General features: G+C 48.1%; 19 protein-coding genes. 6 read left to right on the plus strand and 13 right to left on the minus strand.

All coding sequences use genetic code 11. The features are described from left to right. Positions 1-16: 16 nt before the first annotated feature. Positions 17-751, minus strand: coding sequence for an SIS domain-containing protein (locus D1B31_RS03925; RefSeq protein ID WP_118919441.1), 735 nt, complete (start codon positions 749-751; stop codon positions 17-19). 236 nt (positions 752-987) lie between these two features. Further along, positions 988-2,391, minus strand: a complete 1,404-nt coding sequence (locus D1B31_RS03930; protein ID WP_118919442.1) for a M28 family peptidase — start codon at positions 2,389-2,391, stop codon at positions 988-990. Positions 2,392-3,143: 752 nt separating this feature from the next. On the opposite strand from D1B31_RS03930, the gene proC reads away from it, so the two are divergent. After that, positions 3,144-4,013: a pyrroline-5-carboxylate reductase gene (gene proC / locus D1B31_RS03935; protein ID WP_118919443.1), complete on the plus strand. Its 870-nt coding sequence runs from the start codon at positions 3,144-3,146 to the stop codon at positions 4,011-4,013. Between the two features lie 111 nt (positions 4,014-4,124). Here proC and D1B31_RS03940 read toward each other — a convergent pair whose 3' ends face one another. After that, a complete protein-coding gene (locus D1B31_RS03940; protein ID WP_240035152.1) occupies positions 4,125-4,910 on the minus strand; it encodes an REP-associated tyrosine transposase in 786 nt (261 codons plus the stop codon). Positions 4,911-5,520: 610 nt separating this feature from the next. Beyond that, the gene (shc, locus tag D1B31_RS03945) at positions 5,521-7,395 is read right to left on the minus strand and encodes a squalene--hopene cyclase (RefSeq protein ID WP_118919581.1); all 1,875 of its coding nucleotides are present in this window, start codon (positions 7,393-7,395) and stop codon (positions 5,521-5,523) included. A 210-nt stretch (positions 7,396-7,605) separates the two neighbouring features. Here shc and D1B31_RS03950 point away from each other — a divergent pair, with 210 nt between their 5' ends. The 3 genes from D1B31_RS03950 to D1B31_RS03960 all read left to right on the plus strand — a co-directional run bounded on the left by D1B31_RS03950 (position 7,606) and on the right by D1B31_RS03960 (position 9,708). Continuing rightward, positions 7,606-8,802, plus strand: a complete 1,197-nt coding sequence (locus D1B31_RS03950) for a DUF2515 domain-containing protein (protein WP_118919444.1) — start codon at positions 7,606-7,608, stop codon at positions 8,800-8,802. After that, complete coding sequence (locus D1B31_RS03955; protein WP_240035153.1) at positions 8,768-9,109, plus strand: CBO0543 family protein; 342 nt, start codon at positions 8,768-8,770, stop codon at positions 9,107-9,109. The genes D1B31_RS03950 and D1B31_RS03955 overlap by 35 nt, the downstream gene beginning before the upstream one ends. 278 nt (positions 9,110-9,387) lie before the next feature. Further along, entirely contained in the window at positions 9,388-9,708 is a 321-nt protein-coding gene (locus D1B31_RS03960; protein WP_142922559.1) for a DUF4181 domain-containing protein, read from the plus strand. 88 nt (positions 9,709-9,796) lie between these two features. On the opposite strand, the gene D1B31_RS03965 is transcribed toward D1B31_RS03960, so the two are convergent. From D1B31_RS03965 to D1B31_RS03990, 6 genes are all read right to left on the minus strand, one after another. Then, positions 9,797-11,386, minus strand: coding sequence for a xylulokinase (locus tag D1B31_RS03965; protein WP_118919446.1), 1,590 nt, complete (start codon positions 11,384-11,386; stop codon positions 9,797-9,799). Further along, complete coding sequence (gene trpA, locus D1B31_RS03970) at positions 11,383-12,135, minus strand: tryptophan synthase subunit alpha (RefSeq protein ID WP_240035165.1); 753 nt, start codon at positions 12,133-12,135, stop codon at positions 11,383-11,385. Before trpA ends, D1B31_RS03965 begins: the two co-directional genes overlap by 4 nt. A gap of 29 nt (positions 12,136-12,164) precedes the next feature. Next, positions 12,165-13,139 (minus strand): ABC transporter permease, encoded by a 975-nt coding sequence (locus D1B31_RS03975; protein ID WP_240035154.1) that lies wholly within the window; start codon positions 13,137-13,139, stop codon positions 12,165-12,167. Next, complete coding sequence (locus tag D1B31_RS03980; RefSeq protein WP_118919448.1) at positions 13,136-14,650, minus strand: sugar ABC transporter ATP-binding protein; 1,515 nt, start codon at positions 14,648-14,650, stop codon at positions 13,136-13,138. The genes D1B31_RS03975 and D1B31_RS03980 overlap by 4 nt, the downstream gene beginning before the upstream one ends. Positions 14,651-14,743: 93 nt before the next feature. Continuing rightward, positions 14,744-15,664 carry a sugar ABC transporter substrate-binding protein gene (locus D1B31_RS03985; protein WP_118919449.1) on the minus strand — a complete coding sequence of 307 codons (921 nt, stop codon included), beginning with the start codon at positions 15,662-15,664 and terminating at the stop codon, positions 14,744-14,746. Between the two features lie 127 nt (positions 15,665-15,791). After that, positions 15,792-16,745, minus strand: coding sequence for a sugar-binding transcriptional regulator (locus D1B31_RS03990; RefSeq protein ID WP_118919450.1), 954 nt, complete (start codon positions 16,743-16,745; stop codon positions 15,792-15,794). Between the two features lie 268 nt (positions 16,746-17,013). Here D1B31_RS03990 and D1B31_RS03995 point away from each other — a divergent pair, with 268 nt between their 5' ends. Both D1B31_RS03995 and D1B31_RS24050 read left to right on the plus strand, forming a co-directional pair. Next, on the plus strand, positions 17,014-17,517 hold the full coding sequence (locus D1B31_RS03995) for a DinB family protein (protein WP_118919451.1): 504 nt from the start codon (positions 17,014-17,016) through the stop codon (positions 17,515-17,517). Between the two features lie 156 nt (positions 17,518-17,673). After that, on the plus strand, positions 17,674-17,820 hold the full coding sequence (locus D1B31_RS24050) for a hypothetical protein (RefSeq protein WP_158587437.1): 147 nt from the start codon (positions 17,674-17,676) through the stop codon (positions 17,818-17,820). Between the two features lie 182 nt (positions 17,821-18,002). On the opposite strand, the gene D1B31_RS04005 is transcribed toward D1B31_RS24050, so the two are convergent. The 3 genes from D1B31_RS04005 to D1B31_RS04015 form a co-directional block, all read right to left on the minus strand. Then, positions 18,003-18,302 carry a hypothetical protein gene (locus tag D1B31_RS04005; protein WP_118919453.1) on the minus strand — a complete coding sequence of 100 codons (300 nt, stop codon included), beginning with the start codon at positions 18,300-18,302 and terminating at the stop codon, positions 18,003-18,005. A 241-nt stretch (positions 18,303-18,543) separates the two neighbouring features. Continuing rightward, positions 18,544-18,972 carry an SMU1112c/YaeR family gloxylase I-like metalloprotein gene (gene gloA2, locus D1B31_RS04010; protein WP_192894727.1) on the minus strand — a complete coding sequence of 143 codons (429 nt, stop codon included), beginning with the start codon at positions 18,970-18,972 and terminating at the stop codon, positions 18,544-18,546. A 105-nt stretch (positions 18,973-19,077) separates the two neighbouring features. Continuing rightward, the gene (locus tag D1B31_RS04015) at positions 19,078-20,067 is read right to left on the minus strand and encodes an agmatinase family protein (RefSeq protein ID WP_240035155.1); all 990 of its coding nucleotides are present in this window, start codon (positions 20,065-20,067) and stop codon (positions 19,078-19,080) included. Between the last annotated feature and the right edge of the window lie 445 nt (positions 20,068-20,512).

Raw genomic sequence — 20,512 nt, forward strand, 5'->3', positions numbered from 1 at the left:
GGGTTCGTTACTTCTTTTATGACAATAGCGGAATCCGGGTTTTGTATTTTTCTACTTGTTTTTTGTTGTGGTCGTCCCCGCCGTCAATGTTGCCGCTGAGGAAGATTGGCGGTTCGAAGCCTTTGTCTGCCATAAGAGTGATGGCTTTGGCAAAGGTGGCATTTAGGATGGCGCTTCCGACCACGGTTGTTGTAGCGGCGAATGGGACTTTGACGTTACTGCTGGATAGGCCCGCATCCCCTGCCACAATGTGATTATCAAGGACAAGGTCAACAAACTGGTGAAGATGCTTTCCACTAGAGTGGCGGGATGGCTGGCTTTTTGCCGTGGCTAACGATATGAGGGCAATTGTAAAAGCCCCCTTCTCCCTCGCTTTCACCGCAAACTCAATCGGAACCGAATTACGTCCGGAATTAGAGATGATGAAAACCACATCTCCCGGGCGAATGTCCTGCTCCTTTACTATTTTGCTGGCATAATCGGAAACTCTTTCAAGTTCGGAAGACCTGAACGCGCCTTCGTGCAACATTAGGGGTTCCACGAAAATGGGCTTAACCGGGACTAGGCCTCCTGCACGATAAAACACTTCTTCGGCCAGCATGTGCGAATGCCCCGTGCCGAACAATTGGATAATTCCTCCGCCCATTATAGCCTCTGCAATTCTCTCCGCCGCTTCCTCCATAACCGCCTCCTCGGACGCCAGCACATCCTGAAAAATCTCCCCCACCTTTTTAAAATATTGGTTGATCATGAGACCCCTCCTATCGTTTTCCATCTTATATCCAAATATATCACAAGTGATGCACGGGGACGGTTCCAGCGCTTCTTTCGGGTGTCGAATGAAGCAGCGGAACCGTCCCCGTGCTCGCAAACAAAAAGAAACCCCAATAAATTCAGGGTTTCTTTTCGAAGTATGAAGAATCATCCAATCACCACCAATATGGTCCCGAGCTGTGCCTGACTCTAAGTGGTTATGCGACCTGTTTTTTATGCTCCTGGTGGGCGGTTTTCGAAGTCATAGTCGACTGGTTTTGGGGCTACTCTTGAATGTATTAATGATGGTGTGTCTGGTCGGGCGATTTGGTAGACAGATGCGCCAACGATTTCAGCGGTTTCTTGGAGTTTGTTTTTATCAATTTTGTCAATGGTGTCTGCTGGGGTGTGATACCACTTCTCAAGCGGCGAGTGAATAAACAATGCGGCTGGAATGCCGAGTTCATGGAACGGCTGATGGTCACTACGCCCCAACTGACCGTAGGGGACAACTTCACCCAAAGCTGTTCTTGCTCCTGCTGCTGAGGCCAGGTCGGTGACCAAGTTCTTTTTGCCATCGATTGTATACATGATTAATCCGTTAGCCTTGTTGTTGCCGCCGGCATCCTTGCTGCCGATCATATCCATTTGGAAGTGGGCGACCATACGATCTGCTTCCTCAGAGCTTAATGTGCCTGCATAATGATACGAGCCTAATAGCCCCAGTTCCTCCGAACCGAATGTTACGAAACGAAGTTCTGTATCAATTGGCATATTAGCCATCACTCTTGCAAGCTCCAGCACGGCTGACACCCCAGAGGCATCATCGTTGGCACCCGGACCGTTTGCAACCGAATCATGGTGGGCGCCAATCATAACAATTTGGCCGGTATCCTTGTTTTTATGCGGCTTCATTTTGGCGATAACGTTATAGGAGGTTTTCTCTTCAAGACCTGAACCTGTTACTTTAATGTGGGCTGTTAGTGGCCCATTTTTCAGTTGCTCCACTAGCGATAAACCTTGAGCTCTCGTGATTGAAACCGCGGGAATATTTTGTCCGTAAGCAGCTTGGCCAAATGCGTTCGAGGTTCCGCTATTGTTGTACATAATAACGCCAACGGCCCCCTTATCAAAAACATTCTGGATTTTTTCAACAAATGTAATGTCACCGCGTTCAATTAGGGCGATTTTCCCTTTTACGGCATCCGGCACTGTACCTTTCTGTGCTAGACCAACATTAATGACTTCCGCCGTTGCCTCACCACTGTAGGAGCCTGACATGACATAAGGCCTTAAATTTTGTCCGCCAATTTCCAATAATCCACTCGCATTGTTTCTGATTACACTGTAGATTGGAAAAGGCTGCACCTCAGTCTCATAGCCATATTGCTTAAAATGGCTCTCTATGTACCGAACACCCCTTACCTCTCCTTCCGTTCCGGCCTGACGAGGCACCTCGGATAAATAGGCAATATGGTTGTACATGTTGTCAGCACTTATTTTCTTGATTATCTTGTTGTCAAACGCCGATGCTGCATTTTGATTTGGTGCACCTCCGTTCCCCTGTGCGGATACTCCTCCGGTGCTCAAAACTAATCCTGCGGCCAACAGTACAGCCATTGTCCACTTCCGGCCCATGTTATTCCCCCTTCAAAAATAGTAGGCATTTCTAGTAAATTATCACTTAGTTAGAAAATTTAGTAAACTTCAATAGAGTGACAGACTTCTACTGGATATGAGTTTTCATAGGACTACCTTCCTATAAGAATGTGAATTATATGTTTAACCATGTTAATAAACAAGGAAATAGTGAAAATAAACAGGATATAATACCTAGTGAGGCACAGGGACGGTTCCAGCGCTTCCTTCGGGTGCCGAATGAAGCAGTAGAACCGTCCCCGTGCTTCTTTCGAGAGTCGAATGATGCAGCGGAACCGTCCCCTGCTTCACAGTGCTTCAAAAACTTTTCTCTTCCTCTTGACAGACAACCCTCCCCTACAGCATAATGACATTTAAAACCTTCAGAAAATTCTAACCTTAATCGAATTTTAGATGAACTAAATATTGTAAAGCGTTGATCGGGGCCAGTAGATGGGATATGGCGAAAGAGAGTGGAGCTCAGCGGCTGAAAGGCTTCACCGCCCTCTTGAACATTGAACCTACCCCGGGAGCTGCCAGGCAAACCTGGACGCGTATCCGGCGATATCGGAGTTGAGTGAGCTTTTTTGCAAAAAGGCGGCGTAGGCGTAGCGGACGTGTTTAAAATCCTGCTAGCTGCGTTGTCCGCTTATGCCAGCAAAAAAGCGAATAAAGGTGGTACCACGGAAGATTGGCCTTTCGTCCTTTGCGGATGAAGGGCCTTTTTGCATTCAAAAACAGGAGGGGTTACTGTGAGGAAACTTTCAATTGTCGGTGCGGGATCGATGGCGGAAGCGCTGATTTCGGGGATCATTGCAAACGGCCTTATCAATAAACAGAACATCTGGGTGACGAATAGAAGTGACCGGGAGCGGCTCTCCAGCCTGCAAAAGAAATACGGCATTTGCGCGACGTACGACAAAGCAGAGCTTTTCCGGGATGCGGACGCAGTCATTTTGGCTATGAAGCCGAAAGATGCGGTTGCGGGACTGGCGAAAATTTTACCATACTTGCCTAAAAACACGCTCGTCATTTCTGTCCTGGCGGGGCTCGCCATCACGAGCATCGAAAAGATGGCCGGCCGGGAACTTGCGGTTGTCCGGGCAATGCCGAACACATCGGCGGCCATCGGCAAATCCGCCACAGGCCTCGCTTTTAATTCGCATGTCACTGATGAGCAAGCCCTTTTGGCAAAAAAGCTCTTTGAAACAGTGGGGCTCGCTGCATTCGTCGAAGAAAGCCAGCTCGACGCGGTGACCGGCCTGTCCGGCAGCGGACCTGCGTATATCTATTATCTTGTTGAAGCGATGGAAAACAGCGCCTCGGAAATCGGCCTGGAAAGCCATCTGGCAAAAGAACTCATCATCCAAACACTGCTCGGCGCCGCTGAAATGCTGCGGACATCCGACAAACCATCCCGCCAGCTCCGCCACGAAGTCACAAGCCCAGGCGGCACAACCGAAGCCGGCATCCGCATCCTCGAAAACCGCCAAGTCCAAGCCTCCCTCATCCACTGCATCAAAGAAGCCACCGCCCAATCCAAGCGGCTCGGCAGGATGCTCAGTGAGGCAGGGGACGGTTCCAGTACCTCAGTCGTCGAACTGAGGGAGCGGAGTTCTTAGTGAGGCAGGGGACGGTTCCAGCGCTTCATTCGGGTCCCGAATGAAGCAGCAGAACCGTCCCCGTGCTTCTTTCGGGAACCGAATAAACTCGGCGCAACTGCGTCCACTGTTTCATTTCACCCTGAATACGAGGTTCGGGGAGATGCCGATGATTCTGGCTGCTTGGCGTTGGGTGATGCCTTGGATGGTTTTGATTTTGCGAAGGATGTGGTCTCGTTGGGGTTTGGGGAGGCTTTTGATTTGGGGGATTTCGAGTTGTCCGATGAGTTTTTTGATTTCCTTGCTAGCCTCTTCATCTGGGATTTTCCTTCTCGTGCCGGTATCGTATTCCAGGAATTCGTCATTGTTAGGTTGATCAGTGAAAGCTTTGAAGATTTTCAGCGCCGTTTCCGGGGAACCGGGAAGCAGACCGAGAATATAGTCGCCATCCAGCCATTTCCTCATATAGTGCTCCGGGTCATAATACGCCCGGCAGCTGCTCCACTTCCATTCCTCGTTCCTGCGGACAAGTCCCGCCTTGACAGGGTTCTGGTGGATATATCGGACGACCCGCAGCAGGCTTGCAACACTTTCAACATTTTCGCTTCTAAACCGATCCTGGAAAAGATGCCCGTTGGTGCCATACTTCCCATTGTAATACTGCGCATAGCTAATCCCTAGCCGCTTCATCGTCAGCGAAATCCCTTCCTCCCCCTCTTTTAAAAGCAAATGCACATGATTCCCCATCACACACCACGCATACACATTAACCCCCGATTGCTCCTTGTATCTCCGTAAAATCCGCAAAAACTCAACCCGGTCAGCCTCATCGTGAAAAATCTCCTGCTTATTCGCACCCCTGAACATCACATGATACATACCGCTTTTACTCCGAATTCTCGCGCCACGCGCCATCATCAAGCACCTCCAATAAGACAGGTTTCACTGCCTAAATTTATTTTTTCGGGAGTGAGGCATGGGGACGGTTCCAGTGCCTCAGTCCTTTGGTATTTTGAAAGCATCGAAAAACTTAGTTTAATTGATAGGATTTGTGATAAACAAAAAACTGGAGAAGTGGAAAATAACGTAGTATCTTTTGAAAGTGATAGAAATGAAGATGTAAGCAAAACATATTAAGGTGGTTGGCTAAAAACAGTGGAATTTCGATCCTGCTGAAACAGTGGAAGCATATTGCGAGGAGGCACCAAGAGGGCTACTTCAATCATAAACCAATCCGCCAAATTTTACATCTCTATCAATAAATTCGGGTGAATAATTGCTATTTTTGTCACATTATAAATCTATAAAAGCCTCCTTCCAATGCCGCACCATTGGAAGCGTTTTGGAAGGAGGCCTTTATTATCTTGATCATTTTACAAAACAACAGCCACGGAGAAAAGAAAACTCTTTTTTAAAAAATACAAATACGAAAGCCCCACACTTTTTCTTTCGCCCCTCGATTGAAGCAGTAGAACCGTCCCTCTGCTTCTTTCGCCTCCCGAATGAAGCAGTTGAACCGTCCCCTGCTTCACCCAAGTTTTTTGTAGTGGGCGAGGGTGAGGAGGGGGAAGAAGTGGTTGTAGCTGTGGTAGTGGATGTAGAAGTCGCCGGCCATGCCTTGGCCTTTTGGGTAGCGGGTGGTCCAGTTTTGTTGGTCCAAGTTGTCAAGGAGATACTTGATGCCTGCGTGGATTTCTTTTGTTGGGCGGCCGGTGGCGGCGATGAGGGCGTCGACGGCCCAGGCGGTGTCGGTGAGGGTGCTTGCGCCTAGCGGGATATATTTCTCCGCGCTGTCGCTTCGGCATGATTCTCCCCAGCCGCCATCACTGTTCTGGATACCTTTTAGCCAGTCCACTGCCCTTTCAATCGCGTGATGCCCCGGCACTACCCCTGCTGCCCGAAGTCCGGTCACTGCCGCCCAAGTGCCGTAGATATAACAAATTCCCCACCTGCCGTACCACGAGCCGTCTTTTTCTTGGTTTTTCAAAAGCCACTCAACACCTGCCTTCACCGAGGGATGATTCCGATCAAGATTCGTTTCATTGCAAAGGAACTCCAGTGTCCGCCCCGTTAAATCAGCTGATGAAGGGTCCGCCAGCAGAAAGCTTGCTTTCTGAATCGGAAAAAGCGACAGCAGCCGGCTGTCCGTATTTTTCTCAAAAGCCGGCCACCCGCCATCTTTATTCTGCATTGAAAGGACCCATTGTGTTCCGCGCTCCCAGGCATGCTGGTAATTCGGATCCCCTTGAACACTTCCCGCAATTGCCCGTAAAGACGCCGTCGAGTCATCGACATCGGGGTGGATCGTATTGCTGTCCGCAAATCCCCACCCGCCTGGAAAAGCGTAAGGGTTATGAATCGCCCAATCGCCGTATTTGTAATGTTGATGTCCTAGTAAGTAGCGATTCGCCTTCTCCACAACTGGATCGTCAGCGCTCACCCCGGCCTCCTGAAGCGCATAGCTAATCAAGGACGTATTCCATACTGTCGCCGTCGTATATTGCATATGCGGAAAGCCATCAATTTCACACTTCATCCCCTTCAGTCCCTCGACCGCAGCCGCAATCACCGGATCCGTTTGCTTAAACCCGAGCGAAAGCAGCGCGAAAATCATCAGGAAGGTCGAACTAAAATACCCGAAAAAGGTGCCATCCGGTTCAATCCGGTCTAACATATAGTTTTTGGTCTTTTCAGTCGCCAGCTTATGAAGCTCATCCGGCAATCCCAGCAGGTTCTTGATACTTTTTGCAAAAAAGGACTCCAGCCCCCGCCACGCGCCATCATCCCTGAACCATTCAATGCCGTCTTTCTCCCTTCCCTTCAACTCCCCCGCCAGATCCGGGCTTCCTACCGCCCTCAACTGAAACTTCCTGTCCGCCAGAATCATAATCGGCGCTAAATTGGCTCTGCCAAACTCCGAAAAGCTATAAAAATTCAATGGGAAAGAGGCAGGAAGCAAAATCATCTCCAGCGGAATTGGAAAAAATGGCGGCCATTTCATCTGCCCGGTTAAGGCCAGCATAATTTTTGTAAACATATGCGCCTGTTCAATCCCGCCGCTTCTCTGAATAAACCGCCTCGCAGCCCGCAGCCGCCCATCATTTTTTTGCACAAATCCCGAAAAAAGCAATGCATAATAGGCCTCAAGCGTCGCCGTCAGATTCCCTTCCCCTTCGTCGAAAAACAGCTTCCATGCCCCATTCTTCTCCTGCCTGCTTAAAATGCGTTCGGCAAGCCCCCTGATTAAATTATCATCATCAATTTCAAGCGTCTTTAATAAAATGATCATATAACAGTCAGTCGCAATTCCCGTTTCAAAAGGAAAATCCCAAGACCCTTTCGGCGACTGGCTCTGTTTCAGCTGTTCAATCAACGTATCGATTCCGTTCTGGACATCTTCCATCCAACCGTTCCCTCCCATTCCAGCTGATACATTCGCTTTTAACATGGTATGAGCCAAGGTGATTGATGTGGCAATGAAGTATGGATATGAAAGCCCGGAACCTTTTGCAAAATGGCATTCTAAAAAAATGACTGGCGCGAACCGGAAAATGGCTTCTTTCAAATACATATTCATTTAGGCTGGTGAGAATTCGTTGAGGAGGCCGGAGACATGTTCTTGAACTTTTTTTTGCAAAAAAAGAAACCGTTGCCGGAATACCTGGCAACGATTCAGAAGGAGCTTAAGAAAAAAAACAAAACCGCCTCCCCAATTGTGCAACTGGCTGCCCATGAAGAACGGGTCGTGACTGAAATCCGCAACCGGACAAGCGGGCTGAATAAAAATAATGTCACAAGAACGCAGGCCTATCTGGACTTTTATCTTCGCTTCCCGGAAATTCACTGGGCCTTTCTGGGACACATGGTTTCCCGGAACGGCGGCTGGAATATGACCGATTTGAAGGGCGGGCTCGTCTCAAGGCTCCTTGGCAAAAAGGAGGCTTTGGCCTTTTTCACCTTTTTGGAACGGGCAAACTGGCTTATTTTTCAGGACGCCTACCCGCAATTCCTTCTTTATGAGGAAAGCCGGAATCGCGGCAAGAACCTGTTTCACCTTTTGCCCCATTTTCATGTCTCGACGTTCATGGAAACAATCTGGAACTTTTTTTGGGAGAAAAAGGACCTGTATACGTTGACGGTCGGACTGATTATCAATGAACAAACGTATTTGGAAACCCGTGTTTTGCAAAATTCCGCCTTCCAGGAAAAGGTCATCCATACGCTGCAGTTCCAGCTTCATGACCTTCTGTCCATGAACCATATTCTCTTTCCGTACGTGGAAAATGGGACGGTCCGTTTCGTGGGCCAGACGCTTCGCCATTTCGAAAGCCTCGAGACGCGGATTGTGTTCGGGAAAAGGATTTATGCACTTTTATTTGAGAATGCGGAAAGATTGAAGCGGATTAAACAGTGGGCCACCGCCACCCCGCATACCGGTTCGCGGAAAGATTATTGGCCCCATCTTTTCAATGATATTGAAGAACTGACACCCGAAATCCAGTTGATTCCCAGGATCTGGTCGTGTCAGCTGGCACCCGGAGCCGCGAAGATTTACAGCCCCAGGCTCGAGTCCGCCTGGCAAAATCAACAGCATCCGCCGGCGGAAACAGGCGATTGGTTTCATGATTGGAAAATTATTGACGCGTTAATCCCGTTAGAGGAAAAAGTGGAGGGAGACATCAAATATGACTACTGTAAAACCCTTGAAAGAATTGAACTTGCGGCGCTCGCTAAAAAAGCGGTTCTGTTCCGAAATCCGGACGATGATCCCCGCGATGATGTTCGGATCATTACTCGGCACCTATCTTGAACTCTACTTTACCGGAAAAGGCTGGTACGCCTTCCCAATCAGGCCGCTGCCCGAAATCTTCACCATCAACATTCTCTTCACCCTGGCCGGCCTTCCCATCCTAACCGCCGCCTTTCTTTGGCTATGCAAAAAACTCAATCCCTTCCAAACCATCCTCCTCATCCTCATCTCAAGCACAACCATGGCAGCCGCCGAACCCATCGCCGAAACACTCGGACTCCTCACCCACCACCCAAACTGGCACCACACCAACACCCTCATCGGCTACACCCTCTACCTTACCCTCATCCGGCTCCTATGGAAATGAGGCAGGGGACGGTTCCAGTGCTTCATTCGGGACACGAAAGAAGCAGCGGGACGGTTCCAATGCTTCATTCTAAAGGCAAGACAGAGTTACATCAATGGTGCGCGGATAAGAGAAAAGAGGCCGAGGAAAAATCAACCAAAGGTGTATCATTTCAATTATAATTGTTTTAGTAGAATTGTAGATTTTGAGGAGTAGTGTTTTGGGGTTCGGGAAACTTTGGTAACGGAGGTCTGATACATATGGTTTTTTATATTTTCTTTGTGTTGGTGGTAATTTGTATGTTGATTCAATGGGGCGTTCTCAACCTTTTATCAAAGATATTTAAAATATCCCTCAGAAAACAAAAAGCCTTCGCGCGGACGAAAGTTGGAATGGCTTTTGATTTAAGTTGGTTCGTATTTGTTATCTATATTACAGCGGTTGACCCAGTACTGCTGTTTGTGTTTCTCCTGGTGACAGGAATCGAAGCAAGACGGGGAGTGGAAGAATACCTCCACAACCGAAAAAACAAATACTACATAATCAACATTGCAAACATCGCATTCTACTTCATTGTAGGAGCCCTCTATGTCTGGTACTTCAAAAACTACGGTATATAGTGAGGCAGGGGACGGTTCTACTGCTTCATTCGGGATCCGAAAGAAGCGCTGGAACCGTCCCCGTGCATCACCCTCGCTTACCTTGTAATCAGCAATATAACGCTTTTAAAGCGGGATAGAGTTTGAGGTATTGTTTGTACTTGTTGGTGTACATTTCGGTGTGCTGGTGGTTTGGGTGGTAGTATTTGCTTTGTATCGTGTCGATGTGTTGATCAGCAAAGGTTTCGTAGTTTTCGGTCCAGCCGAGACGAATAAAAGCGGAGGCAGCTGCTCCGAGGGCTGGAAGGTATTCACTGCTAGCCGGGACCCTGATTGGTTTCCCGAGAATGTCGGCCAGTGCCTGGCACCAAGTTGAGCTTTTCGTTCCACCACCAATCAGTGTAACCGAACCTTCTTCACCCTCCCCAACAACAAAGTCGAGAGTCTGTTTAAGCGAAAAGCTTAGGCCCTCAATGACCGCTCTGAGAAAATCAGCCTTTCTTGTCAACGGCTGTATTCCCCAGAAAGCGCCATTCGCCTCTTCATCCTGGATATAGCCTCTTTCCCCGTGTAGATAAGGGAGAAACAGCAGTCCCCCCGCACCCGCTTCAGAGCTTTCCACACTTACCTCAAAATCCCGGTACGGTTCATCTGCATTTCCGATAAAGGTTTCAATCGCCCAGCGATGGATATTGCCGACATTCAATAACGGTGCAATCCGAATATATAACTCATGATCCATATGGGCGAGATTGAAAATGCCTGCCGCGTCAAAATCCAGCTTGGACGATGCAGCCGCAACCCAACCGGTCGTCCCTAGATAAATATACGAATCACCATTTCGAACTGCGGCAGCACCGAGTGTTGTCGCACCGGCGTCCCCGCTGCCGCAGAGCACAGGCGTTCCTTCCAAAAAGCCGCTTTCCAATGCAGCAGCTGCTCCAACAAAACCTGCCACTTCATCCGGAAACTTAATGGTAGGAAGCAAATCAGTGGAAACACCGAACTCGTCCAAACAGTCCAATAGCCATTCCTTCGTTTGAATGTCCATCATTCCAGTTGTGGCGCAAGTAACCGGATCGGAAACAAATTGGCCAGTAAGCCTATATATGACATAGTCCTTTGAGCTGAATAAGAAACAGGTTGTATTTGTAAAAGCATCCCTCTCCTTTTTCTTCAGCCATAGTATTTTTGCAAAAGGGGTGGATGATGCGAGCGAGTTGCCGGTACGTCTCCGGTGGGTAGGAAACGCCTCCTTCAAAAGAAGCAACTCTTCCCGTGCCCGTGTATCGGAATAAAGAATAGCGTAAACCTGATCCCTATCTTCCGAAAACCGCGTACCGCTGCTCCGATCCTTGTCCACGAAAATAAGGTCCCCGCCCTTCAACTGCTCATGCTCGGAAATCTGAGTGACCCCCTTCAGCCTGTTATCAGCTTTAATCGGGATAACATCCTCCATCTGGCCGCTGAAGGAAATCATTTTAATATCCGCTCCACCTATCTCCTTGGCTTCACGCCAATGGGCGGCAATGTCTTTCACTCCCTCCCACCAATCGTGGGGATTCTGCTCAATTTCTCCGTTTTCACCGTGATACGTCTTTAAGGGAATGACCGTTTCACCAGTAAAAGTCCCGTCTTTTGCCACGAGAACCCCTTTGATTGCTGTCGTCCCTATGTCAAATGCAGCAACGTAACTCATGAACGAATCTTCCCGGTTTCCTTCATTGATGCCAAAACCCTGATAAAAGCATTGTAGGAAGTTTGATTGTTTTTTTCTATTAACCTGACAATCTGGCTGCCCACTACCACTCCATCAAAGCCGGCGCCAAGTACCTGTCCCACATCCCTAGCGCTTTTAATTCCGAAGCCTGCCATCAAAGCCGCATCTGTTATCTTCCTCATTCGGGCACGGAAAGTCGGCAGGGACGAAAAATCCGGTATCACGGAACCGGTTTTCCCTCTGTATATCTGACAGTAAACAACTGGACATCCATCAACATACTGAGTTATTTCAGTATCTGCCATTCCATCATTGATAACCGGGATAAGCCGTCCAGGCAATTCTCTTTTCAATTCTAAGGCTTCTTGGAGAGGCAAATCCGGGATAATGAAGCAATCCGCGAGATTTTGCGCAAAGATATCCTTGTACAGCCCCGATTTGACCACATCGTTGCTGTAGCCCATAATCCAGATCGGCACCTCGACTTCCTTCCGTAAGGCGGCCAAGAAATCGAGGGTGTCTTGTTCTGTTTCAAAATCGCTGATGATCCTTCCATGGGCCCTGCTGATAACTTCCCCTTCCAAAAAAGGATTGCCACTCGGGATGCCAACCTCTATAACGTCAAGCCCTTCCCGGACAGCAGCCTTCATATACTGAATGGACTCTGTAACGCCTGGGTCTCCGGCGACAAAGTAGCCAGCCAGAAAAGTTTGTTTCTGATTTCTCACCTTTTTCAATAAATCCTCCTGCAGAGACTTCACTTCACGTCACGTCCTAACTTCTGAATAATAAGGGCAGCGATAATAATCATCCCGGTGATAACATCCTGAAGGAAGGTTGGGATTTCGAGAATCGTCAATCCATTAGCCATAATACCGATGATCGCCGCCCCGAATAACGTGCCGAGAATATTTGGGACACCGTTCTTTACGATCGTCATCCCAAGGAAAACAGCCGCATAAGCATTCAGGAAAAATCCATTCCCGCCAGTCGGATGGGCCGAACCCAATCTCGATGCGAGGAGCGCGCCTGTCAACGCAGCAAGCATACCGCACAGGGCGAAGGCAATGTTTTTAAAGCCCTTAATGTTGATACCGGAAATCATTGAAGCCTTCTCATTTCCCCCAACAGCGTAAATCCGTCTGCCAAAAGACATTTGGGACATGATGTACCAAAAAACCAACACGATGGCGAACATAATAATTGACAGCATCGGGATACCCCCGACGTTCGTTTGGCCGATAAACTTGAATGAATCAGGGATGTTTTCAAAAATGGTCGAACCACCGGTAAACCAAAAAGTGAACCCGCCAAGAATTGTCCCCATCGCGAGCGTTGTTACAAACGAAAGAACCTTGAATTTGGTCACAATTGCACCGTTCATGAAGCCAATTACAAATCCCGCGATGACCGGCACAAGCAGACAAAGCACAAGCGGGAGTCCCGAGGCCGCCATTTTTGCTGCGATGACCCCTCCAAGGCTTGCCATCGCGCCGATGGACAAATCGAACTCTTTGACTGCCATTACGAGCGTAGCCCCGACCCCGATTATGACAAGAAAGGAAATCTGGCGGGTGATATTGATCAGATTGTCGATCGTCGCGAACGAACCGGGGCTCAGAATACTGAAAATCACAATAATCGCAACCCCTGCAATAATCGTTCCGTACGAACTAATCATACTTTTATCAAAATAGAATCGTTGTTTTTCAGTTTCAAGATTTGCATTCAATTAAATACAGCCTCCTTTTGAAAGTGATAACAGATATCAAGAATTTGGCCAGGAGACAGGTCTTTATTTTGCAAATCAGCCACTGTCTTACCCTCACTAAATACTACAATCCGGTCACTTACCTCCAAAATCTCATACAGGTCGGAGGACACGAAGACAACACCCTTTCCCTGGCCTGCCTGTCCGTGCAAAAACTGATGAATTTCAGAACGCGTTTTGACATCGACCGCCTGGGTAGGCTCGTCGCATAAATATATATCTGGATTGCACAAAAGTGCCTTGGCAAAAACAACCTTTTGCTGATTGCCCCCGCTTAACTCGGAAACCGGTTGCTCTTCACTTACCGCTTTAACTGCGAAACGCTTCATTTCCTGCTGGACTTTTTCTCGTTCGAGCTTTTTTTGAACTACACCTTTTTTCGTCAATGACTGAATGACTGGCAAAGTCATATTTTCCAGCAAATTGTTTTCCATAATTAAGGCGTCTTCGTGCCTGTTTTCAGGAATCAGCACCATTCCGGAGGCAATCGACCTTGCCGGGTTCAACAAAGCAGGCGTTCCCTTCACCTTGACCGACCCGCTTTCCAAATCCCTGAAACCATAAATCGCTTCCAAGCATTCTGTCCTGCCGGCTCCTGCCAAACCGTAAATCCCAAGCACTTCACCACTGTAAACTTCGAAGGATGCACCCTTGACCATTCCGTCTCTCGTTTTTAGATTGGCCACTTCAAGCAGCTTTTCCGCTCGCTTTGAGGCTCGGACAGTTTTCTCCTTTAGGGCTACCCCTTGGCCACCGGTCATATTCTGGATCAGTTCTTCTTTCGTTACCTCATCCTTTTCGAGCGTCACCATGACCTTCCCTCCCATCAGCACTGTCACCCGGTCAGACAGCATCGTGACTTCCTCGAGCCGGTGGGAGATATAAATAATCGAAACCCCTCTGGCCTTCAATTTTTGAATAAAGCCGAAGAGCAACTCGGATTCTTTATCTGTCAACGATGCCGTAGGCTCATCAAGAATTAGCAACTTCGACTGGCTCATCATTGACCGGAGGATTTCCAGCAGCGTCCTTTCAGAAGGCGTCAGCTCTGAAACAGGCCGGTCGAGTGGAATCTTGATTCCCCATGCATCCTGCAAAAGCTCCGCATCTTCTTTAATCTTTTTCCAGTCGATACCTAGCTTCGACTTTTTCAACGGGTAATCGATGTTCAAATACAGGTTTTCGTAGCCTGTAAAATAAGGAACAAGCTGGCGGTCCTGATGAATGGCATTGATGCCAAGCGCGTGGGCGTCCCTTGGGCTTTCGATGTCCGCCTCTTTGTCTTCCCAAAAAATCTTTCCATCTGTCCTTTCATAAACGCCTGTCAAGATTTTGATCAGCGTCGACTTGCCCGCGCCGTTTTCTCCGACCAATGCATGGATCTCCCCCGGTTCAATGGCAATATTGATTGAATCGAGTGCAAGGTGGGAGCCAAACTTCTTCGAAATATTTTCAATTCTAAGTAACGTCATTCTCCACTCACCCGCTATTTTAAGGTTTTTTTTGGTCCCCACTCTACAAACTTGTTCCGGAGCGGTCCCATTAATCTTGACCCTGAAAAGTTACTATTTTTGAATTAGTTCGGCAGGAGCATACATTTCCTTGTCGTCGACTTCTTTTCCGCTAAACACTTTTTCTATTTGTTCAATGACAATTTTCGACATGCCGACAAAGTTTTGCTTAACAGTCGCGCTGATTGGCGAACCCTTTTCAATCATATCGACTGCCTGGCTATTGCCATCAATACCCGTCACAATAATCCCTTCACGATTAGCTGCCTGAATGGCTTGTGCCGCGCCAATTGCCGGCTCATCCCAGCCCGCCCATACCGCAGTGATTGAATCTTTTCCGGAATTCGAAAGAAGTAGGTTTTCCATTTGCTGCCTAGCATTTTCGATTGGCCCTGGAACCTTGATTTCTTGTTCTGTCACGACTTTGATGCCGGGGTTTTCCTTCAGCATTTTATCAAGTATTTCGGTACGTTTCAGTACCCCCGGATGCGGACGATGTGTGAACACAATTAGATTCCCTTTTCCACCCATTTGTTCAAAAAGATGCTCAGTGATCATTTTGGACATCGCTTCATTATCACTAGTAGCATTCAATGCCATCCCGTCAATATAGCTAGAGTCCGCCCCAAAAACCGGAATCTTCTTCTCATTCGCGAGCTTAATCTGCGCCTTTACCTGATTAGGGTCCGTGCTGACAATGACAATAGCGCTTACATTTGATGAAATAACATCTTCCATTCTGGAAGCCATCGCGCTAACATCACCATTAGTATCAATCACATTTGGCTTCCACCCCTTCTCCTTCGCACCTTTTTCCAACTCATCTACCATTTGCTTTGTTGTAACAGAGGACAGGAATGGAGTCAGGATGGCAACTTTCTTCGTCTCTGATTTCTTTCCTTCCGTTTCTTTTGAACAAGCGACCATTGAAACGAGCATCAACACAGCAATCATGAATGTCAGCAACTTTTTCATTTTTCATTTCCCCCGTTAATAGAATGTTATTTTCAAAACTGCTTTGGCATTTTTATTGATCCATTTTGCAAAACGGCTCTTTTGAATTTATTTCTATTTTGGTTAAACAACACTCGCTTATTAATGATTAATGTCTCTGTCCCTTTTCCACTATAGCCTTTGCGGTCTTCATATCTGTAATCAGGACATCAACCCAACCGCCGGTCAAGGCTGCATGGATGGCATCGGCTTTGGAAAGGCCTCTCGCTAAGGCAATCACCTGACCTACGCGCTTCAGCTCTATTCCGGTAATCCCAATCATTCTGTCGGATATCTGGTTTCCAACCTCTTCACCCTCTTTGTTAATAAAAGAGGTGCCAATACTGCAAACAGCTCCAACATCAATCAGCTCTGTCAAATCACGGCTATCAAGATTTGTTGATTTATAAAAGGTAGCGCTTTCGGAAACCTGCCCAATTCCTATAATGGCAAGGTTCGCCTCTTTCGACATAGTAATAACCTTTTCAATATCAGGCTCTTTGAGAAACCTCTTTTTTGTCTCCTCCGAACTGACAATCGCAGGGGCATTCAGTATTAAATTGGCCCCTTTTGCCTGCTTCGCCATAATTGAACAATTCATATTCGCGTGAGACTCGCTGACTTCTGCACCCCATCCGCCAATTAGAGGGATGAAGGTAAGATTTTTCTTCTGCGGATCCTTCAGTTCTTTTGCCAGGACATTCACTGTCTTCCCGGCCATAACGCCGACAAGTTCACCATCTATAAAAATGCTCTCCAGATGGGCCGCTGCTGCCTGGGCAATTAACACATCGGCAAGTCCGGTATCAGCATCTGCCGTATCGACGACAATTACATCCCGCAGCCCAAATAACTCCACCAATTCCCTTTCAATCTCAGACTCATCACTAAAAGGATTCCGAATCGTAATCTCAACAATCCCTTCAGCCTTTGCTTGGGAAATCAACCGGCTTACCTGCGGGCGTGAAATCCCATATTTCTTCGCAATGTCCTGTTGATTCAACCCCTCATGAAAATACAATTGGCAAACCTTTACCAACAAGCGCAGTTTCTCCTTTTCCAATAAACACCCCTCCCATTGCTAGAACGCAGCAATATGTAAATGAAGTACATCTTAGTGTGCTTTAAAATTATATTAAATCTTTTGTACATTTGTTCAGTGCTGAAATATTGTTCAATTACACCATAAGAATAAACCTCCTGTCAACCTCCCGTCAACAAAAATTTTCATTAAACGAAGCGCTGGAACCCTCCCCGTGCATCATTTTAAAGGATTTTCCCTATACAACAGCGAAGTTATGGTAAGAATGTATTTTGAAGGAGGAAGAAGAATGTATCATACTCTTGATGAATTTTTGCAGACATGGAAACACGAGTCCGAGGGGACGCAAAGAATTATGGACGCGCTCACCGATGATTCGCTGAAACAGGAGGTCGCAAAGGACCACCGCACACTTGGACAATTGGCTTGGCATATTGTCACATCGCTCCACGAAATGTTGTCGCGCACCGGACTTAGATTTGAAGCCGCGCAACACGAAAGCCAACAACCATCCTCGGCAAAAGAAATCGCTGAAAGCTACCGGCAGGCGAGTAGCTCGATGGTTGCGGCCATCAAGGAACAGTGGACTGATGAAACTCTAAAAGAAGTCCATGACATGTATGGCCAGCAGTGGCCAAACTACGTCACCCTTTCCATCATCGTTGACCACCAAATCCACCACCGTGGGCAAATGACCATCCTCATGCGCCAGGCCGGCCTGAGAGTTCCTGGTATGTACGGGCCGTCGCGCGAAGAATGGCAGGACGCAGGAATGGAACCGCCTGCGCTATAAAAACGAGGTGTGGCTTAGGATCCCACAAGTCTACTCACAAAAAGAACCTGCCAGCCGACATGGCTAGGCAGGTTCTTTCTAATTCCAAAAAAAATTGAAACCCTTTTCTCAAAAATACCGTCTAATATTGTAAATACCTGCCAGGAGGCGAGTGGAATGTCGAAAAACAACCCAAACAGGCGGTCCACCGCCGCAAAAGCCCTATACATCATCAACATCACCCTGCTCCTCGTCTTCGGACTCATCCTCTGGCTCCTCCACAAACACCCCCAAATCATGAAACCCTTCTCAAAATTTTTCTAGGTTGGTGAAGCATAGGGACGGTTCCACTGCTTCATTCGGGTCTCGAAAGAAGCATGGGGACGGTTCTACTGCTTCATTCGATATACGAAATACCGGCGAGGGTAGACAGAAAAGCCCTAATACCTAATTGAACTGCGTAAATCAACCTAGCCCCACAAAAAAGAAAAACCCGGGAGTGTCAATCACTCTCCAGGTACCTTTTCACCATCTTGCCCATAGTCTTCCAAGAGCTCTTGAATGATTTCCATATCGCCCTCGTATTTAACATCATTGTCGTAAATACTCTCATAAACCACTGTCCGCGAGCCGGTATCCGCCTCAAGCTTTACTTCCAGCTTCAACTCCGTCCCGCTCAGACTATCCTCATCGCCTACCACCGGCTCCTTAGGCGAAATTTCCTTCTCCGAAAAACGGATTGCCGGCCTCCCTTCAGATTCCTTCACAATCGAAACAAACTCCGGCAGCGAAACATTTTCCTTCACACCCATCACCTCTTCTAATCGTTTCCCCTGTTAGCATTAAATTAAAACGCCCGTTTTATGCTCTTACTGGAAAAACCTTTAGAATCACCGAATGATTTTCTGCTAAAGAATGAAGCAGGGGACGGTTCCACTGCTTCATTCGACACCCGAAAGAAGCGCTAGAACCGTCCCCATGCCTCACTAACTAAAAAGAGCAACGAATCATACCGTCGCCAGGATAATCCGTTGCTCCACCTCGCCATTACCCTTCATACACCTCAATCGGCAGTCCATCCGGGTCCTTGAAAAACGTATACATCTTCCCGGTTAAAGGATCAACCCGGACTGGCTCTATCGCAACCCCATGCCCTTTCAAATGAGCGACAGTCTCTTCCATGTTTTCTACCTCGAAGGCCAAGTGGCGAAGCCCGACCGCCTCGGGATAGTTCGGCCGCTCCGCAGGTTCCGGAAACGAGAACAGCTCAATTTGATACTCGCCGTTCACCGACAAATCCAACTTGTACGAATCCCGCTCCTCGCGATAAACCTCCCGCACCGGCGAAAGCCCCAGCACCCTCACATAAAAATCCTTCGACCGCTCATAATCCGACGCGATCACCGCCACATGGTGAATCCTTTTCAACAACAAAACCCTCACCCGCTCCGCAAAAAAATACTCAATCCAAGCCATCATACACAAAAACAGCCGATTGAACAATGAAGCACGAGTGAGGCACGGGGACGGTTCTACTGCTTCTTTCGATACCCGAATGAAGCGCTGGAACCGTCCCCTGCCTCACCGCATTCGAACGCCTGTCAAAAAGGTGAGGAAGACGTGGGTTCCTGTTTTTACGGTGGGTTGGGCTTGGGTGTCACGCATTGGGTCGAGGCAGACGATGTCCATTGCTTTGACCATTGGATGCTTGCCGGCTGTAAGCACTCCGCCGAGAAGCTCCTCGGTGGTCATCCCGCCTGGCGTTGAGGCCGGCACCCCCGGAGCGTAGGCGATATCGAGGACGTCCATGTCAACGGTCATGTAAATGACATCCACCTTCGCCGCCAACTCTTCCAGACACTGGTCAACCGTTTCGGCGACACCCTTTTTCCTCACCTGGCGAAGCGTCCGGTAGTTGACGCCCTGCTCGTCCGCGTATTCCTTCAAATCCTTCGTGTTAAAAAAACCATGCAGCCCGAGGTTGTACATATCGCTTCCCTTAACAACACCGCTTTCAATGAGGTTCCTCATCGGCGTTCCATTCGACGGCCCGTTATCCTCCATGCTCCTCAGGTCAAAATGGGTATCGAATTGGAGAATGCCAATCCGCTTTTCAGGGCTGGCCCTATGCATCCCCTTGACCATCATTGCTGTAATTGAATGGTCGCCGCCAATTGCGCAAACAATCGATTTCGCAAACTGCCTATGCAGCGCGTAAGCAGCCTCACGAATATGTTCATGGCATTTGGCAATGTCCGTCACATGCATCGGCACATCCCCGGCATCCAGCACCTTCAGCCCGGCGAGATCAACCTCTTCGTCAAGGTTATAGGTGGCAAAACTTTTCCACGAACGCCGGAAGGCCTCCGGAAACTCGGAAGCTCCGGAAGCGCTAATCGAGGAACGCGATAACGGGACCCCCGCCAAAACAACATCCGCATCGAGGCTCGCCCCCTTCGAGAAATCGGCGATCGGCTGAATCCATTCGTGGACCTTCATCACCGACCCGTCCTCAGCCCTGATCCATGAAAAGCTTGGCGGCACCAGTTTAGGATAAAGGAAATTCTTCAATCCTATTCCCCCTTTTGCAAAAATCGTTTATATAGAGCCTTCCTTGGTAAGCCCGTTCTTTGTCCGAACCCAAAAGGTATTCGGACTCTCTAAGCCTTAAAAGCTCATTCTCTGTCCGAATCCAATACGTATTCGGACTCTCCAAGCCTTATAAACTCATTCTCTGTCCGAATCCAACAAGTATTCGGACTCTCCAAGCCTTAAAAGCCCATTCTCTGTCCGAATCCAACAGGTTTTCGGACTCTCTAAGCCTTAAATGCCCATTCTCTGTCCGAATCCAACAGGTTTTCGGACTCTCTAAGCCTTATAAACTCATTCTCTGTCCGAATCCAACAGGTATTCGGGCTCTCTAAGCCTTATAAGCGCATTCTCTGTCCGTATCCCGCAGTCTATCAAACACCGCAAGCCCCTAAAGCATTTTTTTGCCAAGATTCAACGGTTTGGT

The sequence above is a fragment of the Neobacillus notoginsengisoli genome, from assembly GCF_003515685.1.
Lineage (GTDB): Bacteria > Bacillota > Bacilli > Bacillales > Cytobacillaceae > Bacillus_D > Bacillus_D notoginsengisoli.

Bases quoted from the DNA above. Each gene is read 5' to 3' on its own strand.
- D1B31_RS03985 (WP_118919449.1), bottom strand. From the start codon at position 15,664: ATGAAAAAGTTGCTGACATTCATGATTGCTGTGTTGATGCTCGTTTCA.
- shc (WP_118919581.1), bottom strand. From the start codon at position 7,395: ATGGAAGATGTCCAGAACGGAATCGATACGTTGATTGAACAGCTGAAA.
- D1B31_RS24050 (WP_158587437.1), top strand. From the start codon at position 17,674: ATGTCGAAAAACAACCCAAACAGGCGGTCCACCGCCGCAAAAGCCCTA.
- D1B31_RS03960 (WP_142922559.1), top strand. From the start codon at position 9,388: ATGTTGATTCAATGGGGCGTTCTCAACCTTTTATCAAAGATATTTAAA.
- D1B31_RS03930 (WP_118919442.1), bottom strand. From the start codon at position 2,391: ATGGGCCGGAAGTGGACAATGGCTGTACTGTTGGCCGCAGGATTAGTT.
- gloA2 (WP_192894727.1), bottom strand. From the start codon at position 18,972: ATGGCTTGGATTGAGTATTTTTTTGCGGAGCGGGTGAGGGTTTTGTTG.
- D1B31_RS03980 (WP_118919448.1), bottom strand. From the start codon at position 14,650: ATGACGTTACTTAGAATTGAAAATATTTCGAAGAAGTTTGGCTCCCAC.
- D1B31_RS03995 (WP_118919451.1), top strand. From the start codon at position 17,014: ATGTATCATACTCTTGATGAATTTTTGCAGACATGGAAACACGAGTCC.
- D1B31_RS03925 (WP_118919441.1), bottom strand. From the start codon at position 751: ATGATCAACCAATATTTTAAAAAGGTGGGGGAGATTTTTCAGGATGTG.
- D1B31_RS03950 (WP_118919444.1), top strand. From the start codon at position 7,606: ATGTTCTTGAACTTTTTTTTGCAAAAAAAGAAACCGTTGCCGGAATAC.
- D1B31_RS03940 (WP_240035152.1), bottom strand. From the start codon at position 4,910: ATGATGGCGCGTGGCGCGAGAATTCGGAGTAAAAGCGGTATGTATCAT.
- D1B31_RS03965 (WP_118919446.1), bottom strand. From the start codon at position 11,386: ATGAGTTACGTTGCTGCATTTGACATAGGGACGACAGCAATCAAAGGG.
- D1B31_RS03955 (WP_240035153.1), top strand. From the start codon at position 8,768: ATGATGTTCGGATCATTACTCGGCACCTATCTTGAACTCTACTTTACC.